Genomic DNA, 20,813 nt, shown 5'->3' on the forward strand with positions numbered 1-20,813 from the left:
GCGTATCATACATACTTTTGCCCCCTATACTGGTCTGTCCAGCGTACACTTGTACACTGAATTTTTTCATTTTTATGACAGTCCTTTGTAATAATATGTAAAATAACCTTTTTTTACCTACAACGGAAGACGTTAATATAGTGATTGATCAAACAAAGATTACCTTTCAAAGTGACGGTTCACCTTATTCAAGCCAATTTGAAGATATCTATTTTGATACAAACCACGGCACAAGCCAAAGTGAGTGCGTATTTATTGACGGCAATAATATTAAAGCAAGATTAGCCAAATACCCTGAAAAGTTTGTAATCGCAGAAACCGGCTTCGGCACAGGATTAAATTTTTTACTCACGCTTGCGGCATTTGACCAATTACAACGAAGCCAAAACCTACAAAACACAAAACCAGCAGTTGTAAGCGCTTTACACTTTATCAGTGTCGAAAAATATCCATTATCAAAGGCGCAACTAACACAATCGTTGAAAATATTGCCGGATATTGATCAATACAGTCAGCAGTTAATCGCCCAGTACCCTGAACATCCTGAGCAAGATATCACCCTGAGTTTTCTTAATGGCGCAGTCACACTTCAGTTGATCTTCAACGATGCTACATTAGGCTTAGCGCAATTAGCGAGCGATAGAAACTCTCGCGTTTCAGCCATAGTTGACGCTTGGTATTTGGATGGTTTTTCACCGGCTAAAAACCCTGAGATGTGGCAAGAAGGGCTTTTCCAACAAATAACACGTTTATCGAAAGAGCAAGCAACTTTATCAACATTCACGGTTTCAGGTAAAGTTAAACGTCAATTAATTTCAGCAGGTTTTCGGGTTGAAAAGCGCCCTACTAAGGGCAAGAAAGATGAAATGCTAATCGCAGCATTTCAGCAAAACCCTAATTCAGGAAAAGCTTATCAGCAACGACCTATTATCACTAAACCGCAACAGGTCAGTATCATTGGTGGTGGCATCGCCTCAGCTTGTGCTGCTTATGCCTTAACAAAAGTGGGTGTTAAAGTTACCGTGTATTGCCAAGACTTTAGCGTAGCTCAAGGCGCATCAAGTAATAATATTGCCGCTCTGTATCCACTGATTCATCAACAGGCTGACGATATTAGCTTGTTTTATCAACACGCTTTTGAGCAAGCCGTAAGCTATTATAAAAGTATTAACGAGCAAGGTTTTCATTTTGATCACGACTGGTGCGGCCTTTTAGAGATATCATATAAGCCAGCTTTAGCGCTTCGCCAACAACATATTGCCAATTCTGATGTTTGGCCGAAAAACCTAATACAAAGTGTTGATAAAGCAACCGCTAGCGAATTAGCGGGTATAGCACTTAATCATGGTGGCTTATTTTTCCCAAAAGCCGGTTGGATAGCCCCTGCACAACTCGTAAAACAAATTTTTAAGGCAGCGGAATTAACTAATCGCCTGCGTATCGAAACTGGCTGTAAAATCGATAGCGTAAGCCAAAAATCTGACGGAAAATGGCTATTGCACAGCGATAAAGAAAATTACCAAGCTAATGTTCTAATATATTGTGGTGGCGCCCAAGGCATACCGCTGAATCTGATAGAGCAATTACCGCTAACCTCAGTTCGTGGTCAAGTCAGTAATATGGTGAGTAATGAGCAAGTGGCAAAACTATCAACCGTTATTTGCCATAAAGGCTATTTAACACCGGCAAATAAAAATCTACATTGCATCGGGGCAACGTTTCAAAAGCATAGTTTCGATATCGAGAGCAAAACCGAAGAAGACCAATTTAACCTTGCTATGCTAGATAAATGCTTGCCGGGTTTAACACAATGGCAAACCACCGATATAGCTAGTAGCAAAGCGCGCTTACGTTGTATGACGCCAGATCACTTACCCATGGTAGGTGCTATGCCTGATATTGAAGCCCATAAGCAAGAGTACCCTCATTTAAGCAAAGATAAACGTTGGCGTTACAACGAACCAGCACCCGTAATTGAAAATCTATATATGTTGACCGGATTGGGCGCGCGTGGGCTTTGTACTGCGCCATTATTGGCCGATATATTAACCGCAGATATTTGTGGTACACCCTATCCCTTAAATAACGAGCAGTTATTTAACCTAGCGCCAAATCGCTTTGTGATTCGAGATATTATTCGTCGTAAATTCGATTGAGTTTGTGTGCTTAAATCTAATTACAATTGAAACAAGTAATCGTTTATTTGCAGTGCTCTAACATGAAAAAAGCAGCCAATTCAAAATGAACGGCTGCTTTCAAAATGTGTAAAGCAATTTTATGCAGTAAATGCTATTTGTAGTTGTAGCCAATAATCTTGCACAATTTGACGATCTTGCGGGGTAAGCTCAGTACGAGCAGCTTGTAGTTTCTCGCTAATATTTGTTGCTAGCGCTTGCGTTAATGGTTGTGACTCATCGCCATATTCACTACCCGCCAAACTAATGAAGCCTCTTAAATAACTACCTGCGAACAGCTCGTCGGCACTAACATCTTGTTCTACTTGTTCATCTAAAAAGTGATATAACGCGGTAAGGTTTTCAAATTGCATACTTAATTCCAAGTTCATTTAGGCGAGTGTTCAACATTGCCTGTTTACTATAATTTATAAAAAGTTCTATCATGATTTTCATGCTAACTATTGCGGACTGGCAACTGGGTATAATACTTGATCATTATAACCGGTAGTAACAGCTAAATAGCCTGACAATTCCATGTCGAGTGCACTATCGCCTGTATCGGCAATTAATGGTCGTGCCTGCAGCGCATTCAGTTTTGCTTTGGTCGCTATAATAAGAATATTTTCTTTTCCTATAGCGCGAATGACCCGTGGGCTCAATTGTTGATTGCCGCGACCAAATATATGCCCTTGTCCACCAATTAAAGTGATGACAAGTTTCACTTTACCTTCAGCATAAGGCTGAATTAACTGCCATAGTTTTGGCTCTGTCAAATCACTAGCAATTAACGCTTGCTCATATACCGCATCAACGCCAAGTAGGGTATTTTCAAGCGCCAACTCTTCCATAACAAAAGCTGTGGTGGAGCCTGAACCAATAATAAAAAGTTCGTCATCCATTTTTGAAATAACGTCGGCGGCAATGTCTTGTAAAACTAATTCGTCAGACTCTTTACCACCCGATTTAACCGCTTGAATATAACGTAACTCACACGGCACTTGCATTTCACCAAACCGTTTAGCTTTAACTATGCCTTGGCGAAATAAGTTTTCATCAATATCCATGACATCAGCATCAGTTAAACTGACCAGTTGATTAGTTATCATCAACTCAACCACTCGCCCAGCCGCTTTGGGCGTAATAGCATAAACGCCCGAATGAATTTTACAACCGGCAGGAATACCTAATACAGGAAACCTATCTTCAACAATATGACAAACATTACGCGCAGTGCCATCTCCGCCAGCAAATAGCAGTAGATCAATATCCAAGTTTATTAAAGTCTGTACTGTCTGCTCGGTATCAAGCGCTGTGGTAATTTTTTTTTCAAGTTGATGCACTACTTGTGTGCTAAAACCTAATGCTTTCGCTGTATGCTCGCCCATATCGCCAGAAGCGGTATAAATAACGATATTCTCTTTATAAGGTAGCAATATTTCCAACGCGAGTGATGTGCGCGCATTAGACTTTGCCGTAGCACCGAGTGCAATGGCTTGTTCAGCAATGCCAACACCATCGCTACCCTTTAATGCCACGCTACCACCAATACCTGCGATGGGATTAATGACTAAGCCTAATTTAAATTGTTTCATTCATTAATCTCATAAATTTCAGCATATTTATTTCAAGTTACTAATTTCAAAAGTACGATTCCAAGAGTGCTAATTTAAAGCACATTAACTGCACTAAATTTGAAAATATTCAGGGGCTAAAGGCCAAGGAGTTTGATAATACTTTGCTAAAACTTCAATAAATTTTTCTGCATCTTTAGGAAAACCCTGTTCTAGATAAAATAGCACTTGCTGGTATACCTTTGCTTTAAACGCTGCTCGGTCACTTTCACCTACCCCCAAAAGATTATCGGTAGAAACATCAAAGTCTTTTCCCGTGGCAACACAAAATGCCCACTCTATAGCTTGTGGCTTTATTTCTACACTTTCAAATTTTGCTTGTTGCTGGTGATCTCTGCCATCGGGAATATACCAATAACCATAGTCTTCTATTAGTCGCCGTGAAGCTCCTGCTAAGCACCAATGAGAAATTTCATGTAACGCACTAGCAAAATAACCATGAGCAAATACTATTTGATTAAAATCATAAAATTCGTTGCTAGGCAAATATATAGGCTCATAGTCGCCTTTAACTAATCGGGTATTATACAAAGCGTAAAAAGCTGTATCGAATAACTGGATCAAATCACGGTTGTGATGAAACCTATTATTAACAGCAGTTTCGTTAGCAGATGTAATGGACTCAAGCATAGACATGAAAATAAACTTTTTTAGGTAAGTTTGCTAAAGCACCTAGCGTATTCTATCCGCTATGACGTTTTAAAATTAACGCTATTCTAACGAAAAACGACGATTATTACATCGCCGTTTTAAAAAAATATTTATGCCTAAAAATCTTGCAATCAGTGAGCACCGATCACTTAATTTTTAGTAGTTCTCATATCTAGAATTGGCATATTACTGCTACCTAAAACGGTTGCAGGTAATTTACCATCCCAGTTTTGTGCTTCAGTAAGTTTAACAATAAGTGGGTTATTGCCTAATGCTTTGGCTTTAGCTGTAATCGCCTCAGCCTCAGCCAAACCTTTGATTCGAATAGACTCCGCTTCGGCAATCGCGACTAATTTAATACCATCCGCTTTGGCTTTCGCAGTATTTACATCACGCTGTGCTTCAAGGTTTTGTCTTGCTAACCTATGCTTTTCCGCATCAGCAAGATTTTTCTCAGTTTGCTTAGTTTCAATGGAAGTTAAATATTTTGCCGGTAAACTAATGTTCTCAATCTGTATATTATCAACTGTAACGGGAAAGCCTTTCATTTCTTCAATAAAGTTAGCTTCAATTGCTTGAATTGCGCTCGCTCTGTCTTGAATTAGCTTTTCCGCGTCATACTGAGGTATAACGTCTTTAGTCGCTGCTCTAAAACGCGGGTCTAATATTCTACTCTCAAACTGTGACAAGCCACCATACTGTCGAAATAAATCTAGTGCCGCCGTTTTATCTACAGTCCAGTTTACGCTGACACTGATGGTTACGGGCATTTGCTCTTTTGTGCTTGAAGCCATTTTTTCTTCATTTTTACGAGTTCGTACTTCAATTTCTTCAACGCTATCAATAAAGGGTACTTTAAAATGTAAACCTGGATTAACCTGCTCTTTTGCTTCGCTAAAGCGTTTTACAATGCCGATATGGCCTTCGTTGACAGTATAAACAGAGCCAATGCCAGCAATTACCACAGCTGCAACAACAACAATCGACTTTACTGGGATATTAAATTTGTCTATTTTCATGATTATTCCTTATTATTTGTATCGTATTTATTATCTGTAAGGTATCTATTCTTCTATACCATCTTTTTTTTCAATACTATTTACACCACCTTTAATAATGAAGTAACCAAAAACGCCTGAAATTAATGAACCTATAACAATGCCTAACCTATCTTGAAAAATAAGATTAGCGCCATTGCCTTGTTCGAAAGCTAAAGAACCTATAAATAAGCTCATGGTGAAGCCAACACCACATAATATTGCCGCGCCATAAAGTAAACGCCAATTTACGTTAGTCGGCAACTGCGCCCAACCTAACTTTATAGCAATAAAACAAAACCCAAACACCCCAAGTTGTTTACCAACAACTAAACCAACAATAATGCCAAGTGGAACCGGTGCCATTACTTGTTCAATGCCAATACCAGTAAAGCTGATACCGGCATTAGCAAAAGCAAATACAGGTAAAATAATAAAGGCAACTAACGAATGTAAATTATGCTCTAAAGACTTTAACGGTGAAGCCTCGCCCTCTTTTCCTTTGATTGGAATAAAGAACGCTAATACAACGCCAGCTAATGTAGCATGAACGCCAGACTTAAGTACGGCTATCCAAAGCACGATGCCTAAGAAAATATAAGGTGCGGTATTGGTTACGCCTTTTCTATTCATGGTAAATAAAATAGCTAAAATACTTGCGGCGAAAACTAAGGATAATAACGAAAGTTGGTCGGTATAAAATAACGCAATAACAATGATTGCCCCTAAGTCGTCAAATATAGCTAAGGAGGTTAAAAATACCTTCAACTGCAACGGCACTTTGCTACCAATGATAGACAATATTCCTAGCGCGAAAGCAATATCGGTTGCGGTTGGAATCGCCCAACCATTAATGGCATCGGGGTCATTATAATTAAAGGCAACATAGCATAAAGCCGGCACCAACATGCCACCCACAGCGCCAATGGCTGGTAATGTAACTTGTCCCGGTTGAGATAAGTCACCCTCTAAAAACTCTCGTTTTAACTCTAAACCAACTAAAAAGAAGAACAAGGCCATTAGGCCGTCATTTATCCACAATAATAACGGCTTAGCTATTTCGAAAGCACCCACAGATATTTGAACAGGAACATTCAACAACATGTCGTAGTAAATCATAAACGGCGAATTGGCAATAATCATCGCAGCCACCGCAGCGAACATTAAAATAATGCCACTTGCAGCTTCCAGTTTTAAAAAATCATTAACACTTTTAATAATCATTAGTTCTCAATATTAACTCACGATACGACATAATATGTCACATCAAGAGCTTTTACAAATTTATGTAAGTATTAAGAAGTAAAAGCTTTAATTTATAAAATAACACTATATTGATAAAAATTCGGAAAGATATTCATATACCGAAAATAATTCATATTTATTGTGTTTTTACTGGTAATGTTGGATTTAATAAGTGTAAAATTTGGCAGTTAAAAAGAAAACTAAGTTAATGTTTCTCAAAGGCTAAAGTACTAATGAAAAAACTTGATGATATAGATTTACGTATTCTCACCTTGCTCTATAAAGATGCTGATATCACTAACAAAGAGTTAGCATTGCAGATAGGCATAGCGCCTTCAACCTGTTTAGAACGCGTTAAACGCATGAAAAACAATGGAGTAATAAATAATGCTTTTATAGATATTAACTTCAAAAGTATTGGTGGCAACATTGAGGCAATAGCAGCAATTAAATTACAGCCGTATTCAGAGTTAATTGTAAATAAGCTAAGAGATGATCTACTTAAGCTGCCTGAAATTGTCAGCTTATATCATATGGGTGGTAGTTATGATTACTTTATTCATATGTCGGTAAAAGATAGTGAACACCTACGTCAATTCGTCTTCAATGCTATTACTTCTCGTGAAGAAGTCACCACGGTTGAAACTTCACTTATTTTTGAACATAGCCGCAGCGGCGTATTACCCATTTTTGAAGATGAGTAGCTCTAGTATGTAAAACTAAAAAAGGAGCTGACTTTCAGCTCCTTTTACTTCATTAACCATTCAACAACACTACTTTATTTCAAAATCTTGAGTTTCGTAATATAACGGTTTCATTGTGCCGCAATTAAAAAATTTATACTGCAACTCACTGCGCTTAGGCACGGGTGATGAGGTATTGAATTTTGTCAAACAACCGGCATTTACGTCGATATGAATTACGTGATCATAACTTGGCGGTTGTTGTATACGATGAATATAAATTTTATTAGTGTTGCGATAAGACACAACATCATATTCCTGTTGATTGCTTGATGGTTGAACATCATCAAGCTTGCGCAAATACAATTGTTCTGCAAAGTTTATTGTCATATTCTCGTAAACCAACATGCCATCGCGCTCAAAATGCCCCAAAAAAACATCAGCTTCAATTGCGACTTTCTCACCTCGCATTAAACGCTGTAAATTAAAAGGCTTAGGCTTAATTGTCACCATTTCATTATCACGAACTAAATGTAAAAATGCGACATTTTTAACCTCGAGTCTATACAATAATTGAACATCGTGAGGTTTTTGATAACCTGGTAAATGATAAGCAAAAACAGCAGAAGATTTATTCAGTAATACCATTCCGTGCTCACCGACATAAGCAGGATCAAGTGGTGGTAATTCCTCAGGGGCAGACTCAGAAAAACTATTAAAACTAACTAAGGTAATTAGCAGGTAAACAAATAAAGCTCTCATGCAATGTCACTCTCTTCACGATAATTTATCAAGGCAAGTTAACTATATCAGAATAATCAAAATCAAATGGATTAAATAAAAGAGTGACATACCGTTCATTCTGAACATAAAAATCCCGCAACATAGTGCGGGATTTTAGTGTCGGTTTTATGCTTGAATAATTTTAGCTTTTAAGATCATCGAAGAATTTTTTCACGCCGTCAAAGAAACCAGTTTCTTTTGGACTATGCTTGCTGGTACTTTTACCCATTTTTTCTTCTAACTGGCGTAACAAGTCAGCTTGATCACCCGATAAACTTACCGGCGTTTCGATCACAACCTTACACATTAAGTCGCCAACTGAATGACTACGTACTGACTTAACACCCTTACCACGTAAACGGAACATTTTGCCTGTTTGAGTTTCTTTCGGTATTTTCAGTTTAACCTTGCCTTCAAGTGTAGGTACTTCAATGTCGCCACCTAAAGCAGCCGTTGTGAAGCTGATTGGGACTTCACAAAACAAGTGATTTTCATCACGAACAAATATTTTATGGTCACGAACATTAGCCTGAACATATAAATCACCAGCTGGTGCTCCATGCTCACCGGCTTCACCTTCACCTGACAAACGAATTCTATCGCCCGTATCAACACCCGGTGGAATTTTGACTGAAAGTGTTTTATTTTTCTCTACACGCCCTTTACCGCGACATGAAGTACAAGGGTCGCTAATAACCTTACCTTGACCAGAACACGTTGGACACGTTTGCTGCACAGCGAACAAGCCTTGACGCATTTGTACTTGGCCATGTCCGTGACACGTTGAACACGTTTTAGCGCTGGTGCCTTTTTTAGCACCACTTCCATCACAAGGATCACAACTAACAAAAGTTGGTACTTTAATTTCTAAGGTTTTACCTTTAACCGCTTCTTCAAGACTCAGGTCAAGGTTATAGCGTAAATCTGAACCACGACGTTGACGCGATTGACCACCACGTCCGCGACCACCGCCACCAAAAATGTCGCCAAAAATATCACCGAAGGCATCGCCGAAGTCTTGTCCACCGCCAAAGCCACCGCCTCCGCCATGACCACCTTGTTCAAACGCCGCATGGCCGTATTGATCATACGCCGCGCGTTTTTGATCATTGTTTAATATTTCATAAGCTTCTTTAACTTCTTTAAACTGTTCTTCTTTAGATTTATCACCTTGAGTTCTATCTGGGTGATATTTCATTGCTAAACGTTTGTAAGCTTTTTTGATATCGCGCTCAGCTGCATCTTTTGATACACCTAGCACTTCATAATAATCGCGTTTTGACATAGGTTTTATTTCTTTACTTCAAATTTATGGATACTAATTTGTTTAACTTCTTTCTTAGACGTGGTATGAGTTCAATTTACACCTTAAAAATCTAAGCAAATTACCATCATGTAATAATTAAGTTTTCGTTGCTGCTTTACATAGTAAAGCGCCGATAATTATCGACGCTTTAATTTATGTTAACTAAACCACAAAGTTTAATTGTTTTTTGTTGTCACTGTATCGTTCTAGAGCAAGGCGGACAAGCGGAGCATACAAGTGTATGTGAGCATGTCCAACACGGCTATTGAGCGTTACAGTACAACCTAACAACTAATTATTTGTCGTCTTTAACCTCTTCAAACTCAGCGTCAACTACATCATCACCGCCTGATGAATCAGCTTCAGGAGCTTCTCCTTCAGGTGCGCCACTTTGTGCTTGCGCTTTGGCTTGTGCAATTTCCATTAACTTAGCTGAAGCTTCGATAACCGCTTGAGACTTAGCATCGATTTCTTCTTTGCTTTCGCCTTTAAGTGCAACTTCAAGTTCAGCTAATGCAGCTTCAATTTTCTCTTTGTCTTCGCTTGGTAAATCGTCGCCAGCTTCTTCAATTTGCTTACGTGTTGCGTGAACCATGCCATCAGCTTGGTTGCGAGCTTGTACAAGCTCTTCAAATTTCGCATCTTCGTCAGCATTTGCTTCAGCGTCACGTACCATTTGCTCTACTTCTTCATCTGATAAACCAGAAGAGGCTTTAATGGTAATTTTTTGCTCTTTACCCGTGTTCTTATCTTTAGCCGTTACATGTAAAATACCATCAGCATCTAAATCAAAAGTTACTTCGATTTGTGGCGTACCACGTTGTGCTGGGGCAATACCTTCAAGGTTAAACTGACCAAGAGATTTGTTTGCAGAAGCTTGCTTACGCTCACCTTGCACAACATGTACCGTTACGGCCGCTTGGTTATCATCAGCTGTTGAGAATGTTTGAGACTGTTTAGTTGGGATAGTGGTGTTTTTATCGATAACTTTCGTCATCACGCCGCCCATAGTTTCAATACCTAATGATAACGGTGTAACGTCTAATAATAGTACGTCAGTTACATCACCAGAAAGTACACCCGCTTGAATCGCAGCACCTGCAGCTACAGCTTCATCAGGGTTAACATCTTTACGTGGTTCTTTACCAAAAAATTCAGTAACAATTTTTTGAACCATTGGCATACGTGTTTGACCACCAACCATGATTACGTCGTTAATGTCGCTAATTGAAAGGTCAGCATCTTTAAGCGCTTGTTTAAGCGGACCTAAAGTAGCTTTAACCATGTCTTCAACTAAAGATTCTAATTTTGCACGCGTTACTTTGATGTTCATGTGCTTAGGGCCTGAACCATCAGCAGTAATGTACGGCAAGTTAACGTCTGTTTGTTGTGCTGAAGAAAGTTCACATTTCGCTTTTTCAGCTGCTTCTTTCAAACGTTGCATGGCTAATGGATCTTGCGTTAAGTCCATGCCTTGATCTTTCTTGAATTCAGCTACTAGATAGTTGATTAAACGGTTATCAAAATCTTCACCACCTAAGTGAGTATCGCCGTTTGTCGCAAGTACTTCAAACGTGTGCTCGCCTTCAACTTCATCAATTTCGATGATAGAAATATCAAATGTACCACCACCTAAATCGTATACCGCAACAACTTTGTCGCCTTCTTGCTTGTCCATACCGTAAGCAAGTGCAGCAGCAGTTGGCTCGTTGATGATACGTTTAACATCAAGACCAGCAATACGACCCGCATCTTTAGTTGCTTGGCGTTGTGCATCGTTAAAGTAAGCAGGAACAGTAATTACCGCTTCAGTTACTTTTTCGCCTAAGTAATCTTCGGCTGTTTTTTTCATTTTTGCTAAAACTTCAGCAGAAACTTGTGGTGGTGCGATATTTTTACCACGCGCCGTAACCCACGCATCACCGTTGTCAGCTTTAACAATGCCAAATGGCATAATTTTAATATCGCGTTGAACTTCTTCATCTTCAAAACGACGACCAATTAAACGCTTAATAGCGAACAATGTATTTTTAGGGTTAGTTACAGACTGACGTTTAGCAGGTTGTCCAACTAAGGTCTCGCCTTCTTCTGTGTAAGCAATGATTGAAGGAGTTGTACGATCGCCTTCTGCATTTTCAATTACACGTGCTTTACCACCATCTAGAACAGCAACACAAGAGTTTGTTGTCCCTAGATCAATACCAATAATTTTGCCCATCTTGAGGATCTCCGAATACATATTTAGTAAAAATAAAGATTAAATCTTTTGATGAACAGTTAGTGGGGGCAGGAAAAAGTCTTTTCAACTATTTTTATCGAAATAAATTAAAAAATATTAATTTTTATTTGCTCTACTTTTTATTAATACCAATTAAGCATTTGTCATTTATAGCATTGTCACTAATCATTTTTAGAAATTAGAATAAAGCGGTGTTTAATTTCAACTAAGCAAACTCGCAATAGTTAAGCTGCATGATTGGATAAAATCCAGCGATGATGATTTAAAGCAGTCAATTAAAAGTTAATTTCCTCCAGCAAAGGTGGATGCAATGATTAGAAATGCTGATGTAGAATGGTTAATTAGCATAATTATTTTGAATAATAAGTCGGCTTGTAATTAATACAATTTGCCAAATAAAAGAACATCGTCGCTCTTTCACATCGACGTAGATGAAAGTACTAATGCCGTGAAGCTTACTCTTAAATGGATGTAAGTCATTAGAGTAATGCAGGAGCAATTACCGAGATAGCTAAGAAAGGCCATGTGAACGCGATATACCGTTATCTCTGAACATAAAAAAACCAGACAATTGTCTGGTTTATCTTATGGGTTAAAAATGACCGGATAATAAAAATTATGCAGTGGTATCTACACTTGGTTTAGCTTTTGACACCATCACCATAGCTGGGCGAATTAAACGACCGTTTAACTCATAACCTTTTTGCATTACCGCAATAACGGTATTAGGCGCAACACCTTCAACTTCTTGCATTGACATTGCTTGATGTAATTCAGGGTTGAATGGTTGATCTTGTGGATCTATCGATTTAATCGCAAATTTCTCTAACGAGGCAAGTAAACCTTGATAAGTTAACTCAATACCTTCGATAATAGCGGTATTGCGCTCATCATCTTTATCGATACTTTGTAACGCGCGCTCTAAGTTATCAACCGTAGTTAACATTTCAGCAGCAAACTTTTCTAAAGCAAACTTACGAGCTTTTTCAACATCTTGCGCTGCACGGCGACGTACGTTATCAACTTCTGCTTTTGCACGGATAACTGAATCTTTTTGATCAGCAACTGTCGACTTAGCAGTAGCTAATGCTAATTCAAGCTCGTTTATTTTTTCTTGCTCTACGCTGATATTTTCAGCTGCAGCGTCAAGTTGTACTTCAACTTGCTCTTCTGCGTGCTCAATAATTTCAGCTGCTAGTGCGTCTGCTGCAATTTCTTCAGCACTTTTATTCTCTGTTGACTCGTTGGCCATGAAAAACTCCAAAGTAGATCTAAAAATTCAAAATAGGTAAAACCAATAACGCTAATTATGGGGGCTTGTTTTTATGATTCAAGCACAAAAGTAAATCAATTAAAAAAAAGTCAACTTTACAAGCGAGTAAAATAGCGCGAAACTGCTGATAGTCATCAATTATATTACATATTTATAAGCACCGTATGAGTAATTTATACAATACCATTGGCTTAATCGGTAAACCTCACCATGATGGTGCCAGTTCTACCATAGAATCTTTGCATCAATATTTGTCTCAGCAAGGCTATAAAGTGCTGGTCGAAAACTCCGTGGCACAAACAATTAATATTGAAAATGTAGCTATGGCGTCACTCACCAGTATTGGCGAGCATGCTGATCTGGCTATCGTTATTGGCGGTGACGGCTATATGCTGGGTGCAGCTCGCGTGTTGTCTTGTTACAACATAGGTGTAATTGGTGTTAACCGCGGTAACTTAGGTTTTCTTACCGACTTATCTCCTGACGATTTAATCCCCCCGCTTGAGGCTATTTTAAAAGGTGAGTCGCGTTCTGAACAGCGCTTTATTATTGAAGCTGAAGTTTATCGCCACGGTAAACTTAAAAGCTCAAACAGTGCGGTGAACGAAGCTGTTCTGCATGCAGGTAAAGTCGCCAACATGATAGAGTTTGAAGTTTATATTGATGGCAGTTTTATGTTTAGCCAACGTTCTGACGGGCTTATAGTGTCGACCCCTACCGGCTCAACAGCTTATTCGATGTCAGCGGGCGGCCCTATATTAACACCTAATTTAAACGCGCTTTCACTGGTGCCTATGTTCCCTCATACCTTATCTAGTCGACCAATTGTAGTTGACGGTAACAGCGAAATAAAACTAAAACTGGCGAATGAAAACTACGAAAACTTGCAAGTTAGTTGCGACGGTCATGTAATTTTAGCGGTTATGCCCGGTGATGAAGTTATCATCAAAAAAAGTGAATTTACCTTACGCTTAATACACCCTCTTGATCATAACTACTTTAATGTACTGAGAAATAAATTAGGTTGGGGTAATAAACTCTACTGATATATATATAATACCAAGGTCCTAAAAACGACTAAATATAAATAAAATTGTAATCATAGCTTGAATAAGAACCAGATACTGTATAAATTAACAGTATCTGGTTTTTTTGGTTATTAATACGACACTTTAATCGCAGCATAATTTGCGATAAAGATAGTGAGGCTACTATGTTATTGCAACTCAACATTCAAAATTTTGCCATTGTGCGTTCACTCGATATTGATTGGCAGCAAGGCATGACCACCATTACCGGTGAAACCGGAGCGGGTAAATCTATTGCAATTGACGCCTTAGGCCTTTGCTTAGGCGATCGAGCCGTAACTAACGTTGTTAGGCCTAATTGTGCTAAAGCAGAATTAGCCGCCACCTTTGATACCAGCGACAACAAACAAGCCAAAAATTGGCTCAAAAAAAATGATATGTTGCTCGACAACGAATGTATTCTTCGCCGAGTAATTTCTGCAGAAGGTCGTTCAAAAGCCTATATTAATGGTAGCCAAGTGCCTTTAGCGCAACTAAAAGAAATAGGCCAACTATTGATTAACATTCATGGTCAACACGACCATCAGCTAATAGTTAAAGCCACTGAACAACGTAATATTCTTGACGCTTATGCCAGCCATCAACATTTATTAGATGAGGTAAAATATTATTATCATCAATGGCGTGATCTCAGCCAAGAAGCCAAAATGTTACAAGAAAGTAAACTACAACGTGAAGCCAAACAGCAATTATTGCAGTATCAAGTAAATGAATTAGACGAGTTTTCATTACAAACTGACGAATTCGAAACCTTAGAAATTGACTATCAACGCCAAAGTAATGGCCAGCATATTCTCAATGAAACCTTAGTCGCTGTACAACAGTTATCTGAAAATGAACAATTTAACGTAGTAGAAGCTTTGCAACATAGTGCCGAGCAAATTGCGGCTTTGGGTAATTATGACCCGGTATTAAAAGCCATTGCGGAACAACTTAACGAAGCCTTAATTCAAGTTGAAGACGCCAGCCAAGAAATTAAGCATTATTACGAAAGCTTGGAACTAGACCCACAAGCCTATACATTAATAGAAGAGCGATATTCAACCGCGGTACTGCTAGCTAAAAAACATCAAATTGCACCAAACGCATTAGCTAACTTTCATCAACAGTTATTACAAGAGTTACAATTATTTAGTTCTGACGAAACGCGTTTACAACAAATTAATGACGATATAGAAACAGCAAAACAAAAATATCAGCACGCTGCACTAACCTTGTCTGACTCAAGAAAAAAAGCCGCAACCAAGCTCAGTAAGATGATCACCAAAAGCATGGCTGAACTCAACATGCCGCACGGTAAATTTTTCATTGATATTTGCCAAGATAAAAATGAGAGTTTATCGGTTAATGGTAACGACTCCGTTAGTTATCTAGCGAGTTTAAACCCTGGTCAAGCACTTGAGGCCATGAACAAAGTAGCCTCAGGTGGTGAGCTTTCACGTATTAGCTTAGCTATGCAAGTTATTTTGGCTGATAAAATTGTTACTCCTACCCTAATATTCGATGAAGTTGATGTAGGCATCAGTGGCCCAACAGCGGCAATGGTAGGTACTAAGCTAAAACAGTTAGCGAAAAACACTCAAGTTATTTGTGTAACGCATTTACCACAAGTGGCGAGTAAGGGACATCAACAATTATTTGTCGCTAAATTAACCGATGGTGAACATACAGAAACTACCGTAACGGAACTTTCTAGCAATGGCCGCGTCCAAGAAATTGCCCGTTTACTGGCTGGTGATAAAATCACCCAAAATAGCCTAGCGAACGCGCAAGAATTACTGGCTGGATAAAGCAAACATGAGGCGGCACGTAAAAATAAACTGAAAATTATTTTGTATCTGTTAGCCCGCTTCGCTATTATCCCCGTTCAAACTATAAAGGATAAATATAATTACCATGTTTTTTCGAGTATTAGCTATTGTTATCGCCTTGTCTGTTTCTGCCTGTTCTAGCTGGGTTTATCGTATAGATATTCCACAAGGAAACTATTTAGAGCAAAAAGATATCGACAAACTTCAAATTGGTATGACTAAAGAACAAGTTAAGTTTGTGCTAGGCAGCCCGGTGGTTGAAGGTGCGTTTAATAAAGATATATGGCACTATGTTTATCGTTTCAAATCAGGTCGAAGCGACGAATTTAACGCTGAAAAACAATTTACCATCACGTTTGATGACAACAAAGTTGTTAATGCAGAAGGTGATTTTGAATTACCAGAAAGCTATCACGTACCTATGGTTAATTAGTATATTAACTAAACGCTTAGTTAAATATTAGTTTTTGTTAAATATAAAGCATGTCTATTACGGCATGCTTTTTTGTTTCTAGCGTTTTAATAAGATATTTAACAATATAAGCGAAATAATAGATTAAGCTTCGCCTACTTTACTTTTACGAGGGTCAACCCGACCACCCGTAATTTTATTAGCTCGGCCTTCTTCTTTCGCTTTATTTGCTCGGCGTTTGCGTACTTCTTTAGGGTCAGCAAGCAATGGACGGTAAACTTCTATACGGTCTAAGTCTTTTACTATATCGGTTAACTTAGCCGCGCGATTCCAAATACCGACATTATTAATTGCCAAGTCAATTTCAGGAAACTCTTCAACTATGCCTGAAGCTAAAATAGCTTGTTCTATTGTGGTATTGGGCTCAACAGTACAGCTAATAATTTCCTGTCGTATTGGTGTGCCGTAAACTACCTCAATCGCAAATGACTCTTGCTCGCTAATTTCTTCACTCATAACCTGGTCGCTCATATTCATGTAAACTCTATTAATACACGGCTAATACATTTAGCCGTAAACTTCTTTTGCTCGCTGGGTAAAAGCTTGCACCATATTATTGGCTAAATTATTAAATACTCGACCAAAGGCTAAATCGAACATTTTATTGGAAAATTCATAATCTAATATTAACTCAATTTTACAGGCGTCATCTGATAACGCCTTTAATTGCCAGCCACCGACAAGATATTTAAATGGTCCATCAACTAAACTCATTTTAATTTCTTGGTTACTCACTAACACATTTTGCGTTGTAAACCATTTTTTTAGGCCACCTTTAGAGACTAGTAACGCGGCCGTCATACCCTGTTCATCTTGGGCAATTATTTTACTATCACTACAATCAGGTAGAAATTTTGGGTAGGCAAGTACATCATTAATTAAATAATACATATCTTCTACACTGTGCATCACTAATGCACTACGGCTTATGTTCGGCATTCACCCTCCAATTCTCAAGGGCGCTATCATAACAAATGTCTTTTAAAAACGCATTAAAGTGAAAAATGATAAATAAGCCATTTAAATAACAACAATTCTCCGTATAATGTTGGCGATTGCTATTTTTACTAGCAAACAGAATGGAAATATAATGGCAACGAAAAAGAAATCAAGCAGCAATACCATTGCTCTAAATAAAAAAGCACGTCATAACTACACTTTAACCGATAAGTTTGAAGGTGGGATGAGCTTACAGGGCTGGGAAATTAAAAGTATCCGCAGTGGTAAGGTAAATATATCTGACTGCTACGTGCACATTAAAGAAGGTGAAGCCTATTTGCTTGGTGCTGAAATAATGCCGCTTAATGCTGCTTCTAGCCACGTAGTTTGTGATCCTAACCGTGACCGAAAACTTCTATTAAACCGCAGAGAGCTTGAGAAAATCACTGCCGCTGTAGAGCGCGATGGTTATTCCTTAATTGCTACCGCAATGTATTGGAAAGCTTGTTGGGTTAAATTAGAGTTTCATTTAGGTAAAGGTAAAAAAGATCACGATAAACGCGCTGATATTAAAGACCGCGAATGGGCAGTTGATAAAGGCCGTTTAATGAAAAATAAAAACTTAGACAGATAACTGGTTAAAAAATACCACGTTGTCTATTTAAGCTAAGCGTTGTACAATACAAGGCATAGGCTAATTTAGCTTATAGAAAAAGAGTAAAACTTTGGGGCGGATCTAGGATTCGACGAGATTCATGAAACCCGAGGTGCATGCCCAGGGGCGGTTTGCCTGGTAAAAAGCCGCAAAACTATAATTGCTAACGACGAAACGTTCGCACTAGCCGCTTAGGCTAGCCATCGCCTCAAAAATTCTCCTATTGTTTAGAGGATCGATGGTCACCCCAAATAGGATAGCGAGGGAAGCACGCTTAAGGCTGAACCGCGAAATAGTATTAAGCTCACCATGAGGAAGCCTGTCGATTGGCGTCCAAGTGGTTAAATAAAAAATCGACTAAGCATGTAGTACCGAGGATGTAGGCTTTTCGGACGGGGGTTCGATTCCCCCCCGCTCCACCAAAATAAAGACCTTTTTTAGTCCATTAGTTATACCTAGTAACTTTTAGATTTGGCCATAGTCTGGCAACAGACTATGATAAAAAAAACCGCTTAATCGCGGTTTTTTTATGCCTGAATTTTCTGTTAGCTCGATTTATTTCACCACTTCAATCACAACTTTAGCAACGGCACCATCCCAATTATAAATTTCTCGAGAAAGGTCAGCCTCGCCATGAATGGCTGGGCTTGGGTAAATATATCCTTCGCCAGCATCATCTGGCGAAAATGGTACACCACCACAATGAGAACCTGGAATATTATTACAATATTCGTCATTAGTCTCAGTACCGCCATCATAAGCGCTTAAAAAGTAAACTTTCTTACCTTTCTTTGGTAGCGCCTTACCAAGTAGCGCAACCATAGTGTCGTTTGTTGGCAATAGCATTGCAGCAATACTGATTTGCTTATATTTACCAGAACTCATCATAGTAAGCTCTACACTTGCTCCTGGTGCTAATAAACCTTCAGAGTTAGTCGTTGACAGCACATTTTCAGAATCATCTAATGCTGTTTTTAGCATTGAAATATCACCACCTTCTGCTATGCGAGATACCATTTCTGAAGCAGGCTCTCCGAGCGTAAAAAAGCTCACATTACGATTATGTGTTGCCGCCAATAAAGGGGTGAAAGATATACCTTTGGTGAGATTAGTTACCGTGACTTTATATTGTTTATTGTCATGTTTACCTGCGATGGCGCCCAAAGAAATAATTGAGCTAAATACCAACACCAACATTGATAGTTTTAATTTCATAATATAGTTCCTTTTTACTAGTAGTTAAGTTTTTTGTGTTATGAATAAATTGCATTTTATCGACATCATATTTTTTGATATTGCAAAAATGAGTTTACTTACAATTGTTCACAGTTAACTCACGTAAAGTTAACAAAACTATCACAGAGATAAAAAACCATAAAAATTAATATGTTAATATTATTTATTAGTACAAAGAAGAGATTAAAAGTAGAATTTTGGTGACTGAGTCTTTTCAGACATTAAGTTATCAGCGAGCTAGGTTGCAGCGAAATAGCACTATCGATAAGCGCTTGCTATTTACTTTATATAAGTAAATAGCAAGCGCCCAATGTGCAATTACAAAATACTAGCCAGCGCTTTTTCTAATTCCGCCACTGTTCGGTCAATGTTGTGGAGTTTATCTAAACCAAACAAGCCAATACGGAAGGTTTTAAAGTCAGCGCGCTCGCCAACTTGCATGGGTACGCCAGCCGCAATCTGTAATCCAACCGCGGCAAATTTTTTGCCGTTTTGGAATTCATCATCAGTTGTATAACTCACAACTACACCTGGTGCTGTGAAGCCTTCAGCAGCAACACTTTTAATGCCATGTTGGGTAAGTAATGCGCGAACACGCTTACCAAGCTCTAATTGTTCTTGGCATACTTTGTCAAAACCATAGGCTTTGGTTTCTTGCATAATATCTCTAAAACGTGTCAAGCCATCAGTTGGCATAGTCGCGTGATAGGCATGACCACCATTTTCATAGGCTTCCATGATCTGTAACCATTTTTTAAGATCACAGGCAAAACTGTCACTGGTGGTCGACTCAATTCGTTGGCGTGCTAATTCGCTAAGCATAACTAATCCACAGCAAGGTGAAGCACTCCAGCCTTTTTGAGGCGCACTAATCAACACGTCTACACCGGTTGCTTTCATGTCTACCCAGATAGTGCCTGACGCAATACAATCGAGCACCATAATGCCGCCCACTTTATGCACGGCTTCTGCCATTGCTTGAATATAATCATCAGGCAAAATAATACCGGCAGAGGTTTCTACATGCGGGGCAAATACTACGTCTGGCGATTCAGCTAAAATAGTAGCGACTACTTCGGCTATCGCTGGCGGTGCAAATGGTGCTTGGGCATCATCGCTGGTTTGTTTCGCTTTTAATACCGTTTCGCTGCTTGGAATATCGCCCATCTCAAAAATTTGGCTCCAGCGGTAGCTAAACCAACCATTTCGCACTACTAGTACTTTTTTGTTACGCGCAAATTGACGAGCAACGGCTTCCATACCAAAGGTTCCACTGCCAGGCACTACGATAGTACTATGAGCCTGGTAAACAGATTTTAAATCAGCTGAGATATCTTGCATCACCTGCTGGAATGAACCAGACATATGATTTAAAGAGCGGTCAGTGTAAACGACGGAATATTCTAATAATCCGTTGGGGTCAATATTGGGTAGTAAGCCAGACATTATAAGGTCTCTTGATAACTATTTATAGGATGATATTGCCGTATATTACACTAACGAGCAATGCATTTTGCAGAAAATTCAAGCTAGCTATTTAACTGATAAAACAATTTTATAATTTTAATCATAATTTAATTCTCTTCC

General features: G+C 38.8%; 19 protein-coding genes and 1 other RNA gene. 7 read left to right on the forward strand and 13 right to left on the reverse strand.

All coding sequences use genetic code 11. The annotated features are described in order from the left end of the window. Nucleotides 1–140 precede the first annotated feature (140 nt). The gene (gene mnmC / locus H4J38_RS00585; RefSeq protein WP_310733416.1) at nt 141–2,156 is read left to right on the forward strand and encodes a bifunctional tRNA (5-methylaminomethyl-2-thiouridine)(34)-methyltransferase MnmD/FAD-dependent 5-carboxymethylaminomethyl-2-thiouridine(34) oxidoreductase MnmC; all 2,016 of its coding nucleotides are present in this window, start codon (nt 141–143) and stop codon (nt 2,154–2,156) included. A gap of 119 nt (nt 2,157–2,275) precedes the next feature. Here the strand turns inward: mnmC and H4J38_RS00590 are convergent, their stop codons facing one another. The 5 genes from H4J38_RS00590 to nhaA all read right to left on the reverse strand — a co-directional run bounded on the left by H4J38_RS00590 (nt 2,276) and on the right by nhaA (nt 6,720). After that, nucleotides 2,276–2,548, reverse strand: coding sequence for a YfcL family protein (locus H4J38_RS00590; RefSeq protein WP_259365354.1), 273 nt, complete (start codon nt 2,546–2,548; stop codon nt 2,276–2,278). A gap of 87 nt (nt 2,549–2,635) precedes the next feature. Continuing rightward, nucleotides 2,636–3,769, reverse strand: a complete 1,134-nt coding sequence (locus tag H4J38_RS00595) for an ATP-NAD kinase family protein (protein WP_182128474.1) — start codon at nt 3,767–3,769, stop codon at nt 2,636–2,638. A 93-nt stretch (nt 3,770–3,862) separates the two neighbouring features. Beyond that, complete coding sequence (locus tag H4J38_RS00600; RefSeq protein WP_404842573.1) at nt 3,863–4,444, reverse strand: elongation factor P hydroxylase; 582 nt, start codon at nt 4,442–4,444, stop codon at nt 3,863–3,865. A gap of 164 nt (nt 4,445–4,608) precedes the next feature. Next, nucleotides 4,609–5,478 carry a prohibitin family protein gene (locus H4J38_RS00605; protein ID WP_182128476.1) on the reverse strand — a complete coding sequence of 290 codons (870 nt, stop codon included), beginning with the start codon at nt 5,476–5,478 and terminating at the stop codon, nt 4,609–4,611. A gap of 45 nt (nt 5,479–5,523) precedes the next feature. Continuing rightward, on the reverse strand, nt 5,524–6,720 hold the full coding sequence (gene nhaA, locus H4J38_RS00610) for a Na+/H+ antiporter NhaA (RefSeq protein WP_182128478.1): 1,197 nt from the start codon (nt 6,718–6,720) through the stop codon (nt 5,524–5,526). Nucleotides 6,721–6,974: 254 nt separating this feature from the next. On the opposite strand from nhaA, the gene H4J38_RS00615 reads away from it, so the two are divergent. After that, a complete protein-coding gene (locus tag H4J38_RS00615) occupies nt 6,975–7,445 on the forward strand; it encodes an Lrp/AsnC family transcriptional regulator (RefSeq protein ID WP_182128480.1) in 471 nt (156 codons plus the stop codon). A gap of 69 nt (nt 7,446–7,514) precedes the next feature. Here H4J38_RS00615 and H4J38_RS00620 read toward each other — a convergent pair whose 3' ends face one another. From H4J38_RS00620 to grpE, 4 genes are all read right to left on the reverse strand, one after another. Beyond that, complete coding sequence (locus tag H4J38_RS00620) at nt 7,515–8,186, reverse strand: hypothetical protein (RefSeq protein WP_182128482.1); 672 nt, start codon at nt 8,184–8,186, stop codon at nt 7,515–7,517. Between the two features lie 163 nt (nt 8,187–8,349). Then, complete coding sequence (gene dnaJ / locus H4J38_RS00625; protein ID WP_182128484.1) at nt 8,350–9,492, reverse strand: molecular chaperone DnaJ; 1,143 nt, start codon at nt 9,490–9,492, stop codon at nt 8,350–8,352. A gap of 316 nt (nt 9,493–9,808) precedes the next feature. Then, entirely contained in the window at nt 9,809–11,731 is a 1,923-nt protein-coding gene (dnaK, locus tag H4J38_RS00630) for a molecular chaperone DnaK (protein ID WP_182128486.1), read from the reverse strand. A gap of 637 nt (nt 11,732–12,368) precedes the next feature. Further along, nucleotides 12,369–13,004 carry a nucleotide exchange factor GrpE gene (grpE, locus tag H4J38_RS00635; protein WP_182128488.1) on the reverse strand — a complete coding sequence of 212 codons (636 nt, stop codon included), beginning with the start codon at nt 13,002–13,004 and terminating at the stop codon, nt 12,369–12,371. A 185-nt stretch (nt 13,005–13,189) separates the two neighbouring features. On the opposite strand from grpE, the gene nadK reads away from it, so the two are divergent. The 3 genes from nadK to H4J38_RS00650 all read left to right on the forward strand — a co-directional run bounded on the left by nadK (nt 13,190) and on the right by H4J38_RS00650 (nt 16,357). Beyond that, nucleotides 13,190–14,071, forward strand: a complete 882-nt coding sequence (nadK, locus tag H4J38_RS00640) for an NAD(+) kinase (RefSeq protein ID WP_182128491.1) — start codon at nt 13,190–13,192, stop codon at nt 14,069–14,071. A 167-nt stretch (nt 14,072–14,238) separates the two neighbouring features. Next, complete coding sequence (gene recN / locus H4J38_RS00645) at nt 14,239–15,903, forward strand: DNA repair protein RecN (RefSeq protein ID WP_182128493.1); 1,665 nt, start codon at nt 14,239–14,241, stop codon at nt 15,901–15,903. Between the two features lie 106 nt (nt 15,904–16,009). Continuing rightward, nucleotides 16,010–16,357 (forward strand): outer membrane protein assembly factor BamE, encoded by a 348-nt coding sequence (locus H4J38_RS00650; RefSeq protein WP_182128495.1) that lies wholly within the window; start codon nt 16,010–16,012, stop codon nt 16,355–16,357. Between the two features lie 123 nt (nt 16,358–16,480). Here the strand turns inward: H4J38_RS00650 and H4J38_RS00655 are convergent, their stop codons facing one another. Then, a complete protein-coding gene (locus tag H4J38_RS00655) occupies nt 16,481–16,873 on the reverse strand; it encodes an RnfH family protein (protein WP_259365355.1) in 393 nt (130 codons plus the stop codon). A gap of 30 nt (nt 16,874–16,903) precedes the next feature. Further along, a complete protein-coding gene (locus tag H4J38_RS00660; RefSeq protein WP_182128497.1) occupies nt 16,904–17,335 on the reverse strand; it encodes an SRPBCC family protein in 432 nt (143 codons plus the stop codon). Nucleotides 17,336–17,486: 151 nt separating this feature from the next. Between H4J38_RS00660 and smpB the strand changes: the two genes are divergently transcribed. Further along, nucleotides 17,487–17,969, forward strand: coding sequence for an SsrA-binding protein SmpB (gene smpB / locus H4J38_RS00665; protein WP_182128499.1), 483 nt, complete (start codon nt 17,487–17,489; stop codon nt 17,967–17,969). 93 nt (nt 17,970–18,062) lie between these two features. After that, nucleotides 18,063–18,412, forward strand: a transfer-messenger RNA (tmRNA) gene (gene ssrA, locus H4J38_RS00670). Nucleotides 18,413–18,545: 133 nt separating this feature from the next. Here ssrA and H4J38_RS00675 read toward each other — a convergent pair. After that, complete coding sequence (locus tag H4J38_RS00675) at nt 18,546–19,205, reverse strand: spondin domain-containing protein (RefSeq protein WP_182128501.1); 660 nt, start codon at nt 19,203–19,205, stop codon at nt 18,546–18,548. Nucleotides 19,206–19,544: 339 nt separating this feature from the next. Beyond that, nucleotides 19,545–20,672 carry an aminotransferase class V-fold PLP-dependent enzyme gene (locus tag H4J38_RS00680; RefSeq protein ID WP_182128503.1) on the reverse strand — a complete coding sequence of 376 codons (1,128 nt, stop codon included), beginning with the start codon at nt 20,670–20,672 and terminating at the stop codon, nt 19,545–19,547. Between the last annotated feature and the right edge of the window lie 141 nt (nt 20,673–20,813).

The organism is Colwellia sp. BRX10-3, from assembly GCF_014077505.1.
Classification (GTDB): Bacteria; Pseudomonadota; Gammaproteobacteria; order Enterobacterales; family Alteromonadaceae; genus Cognaticolwellia.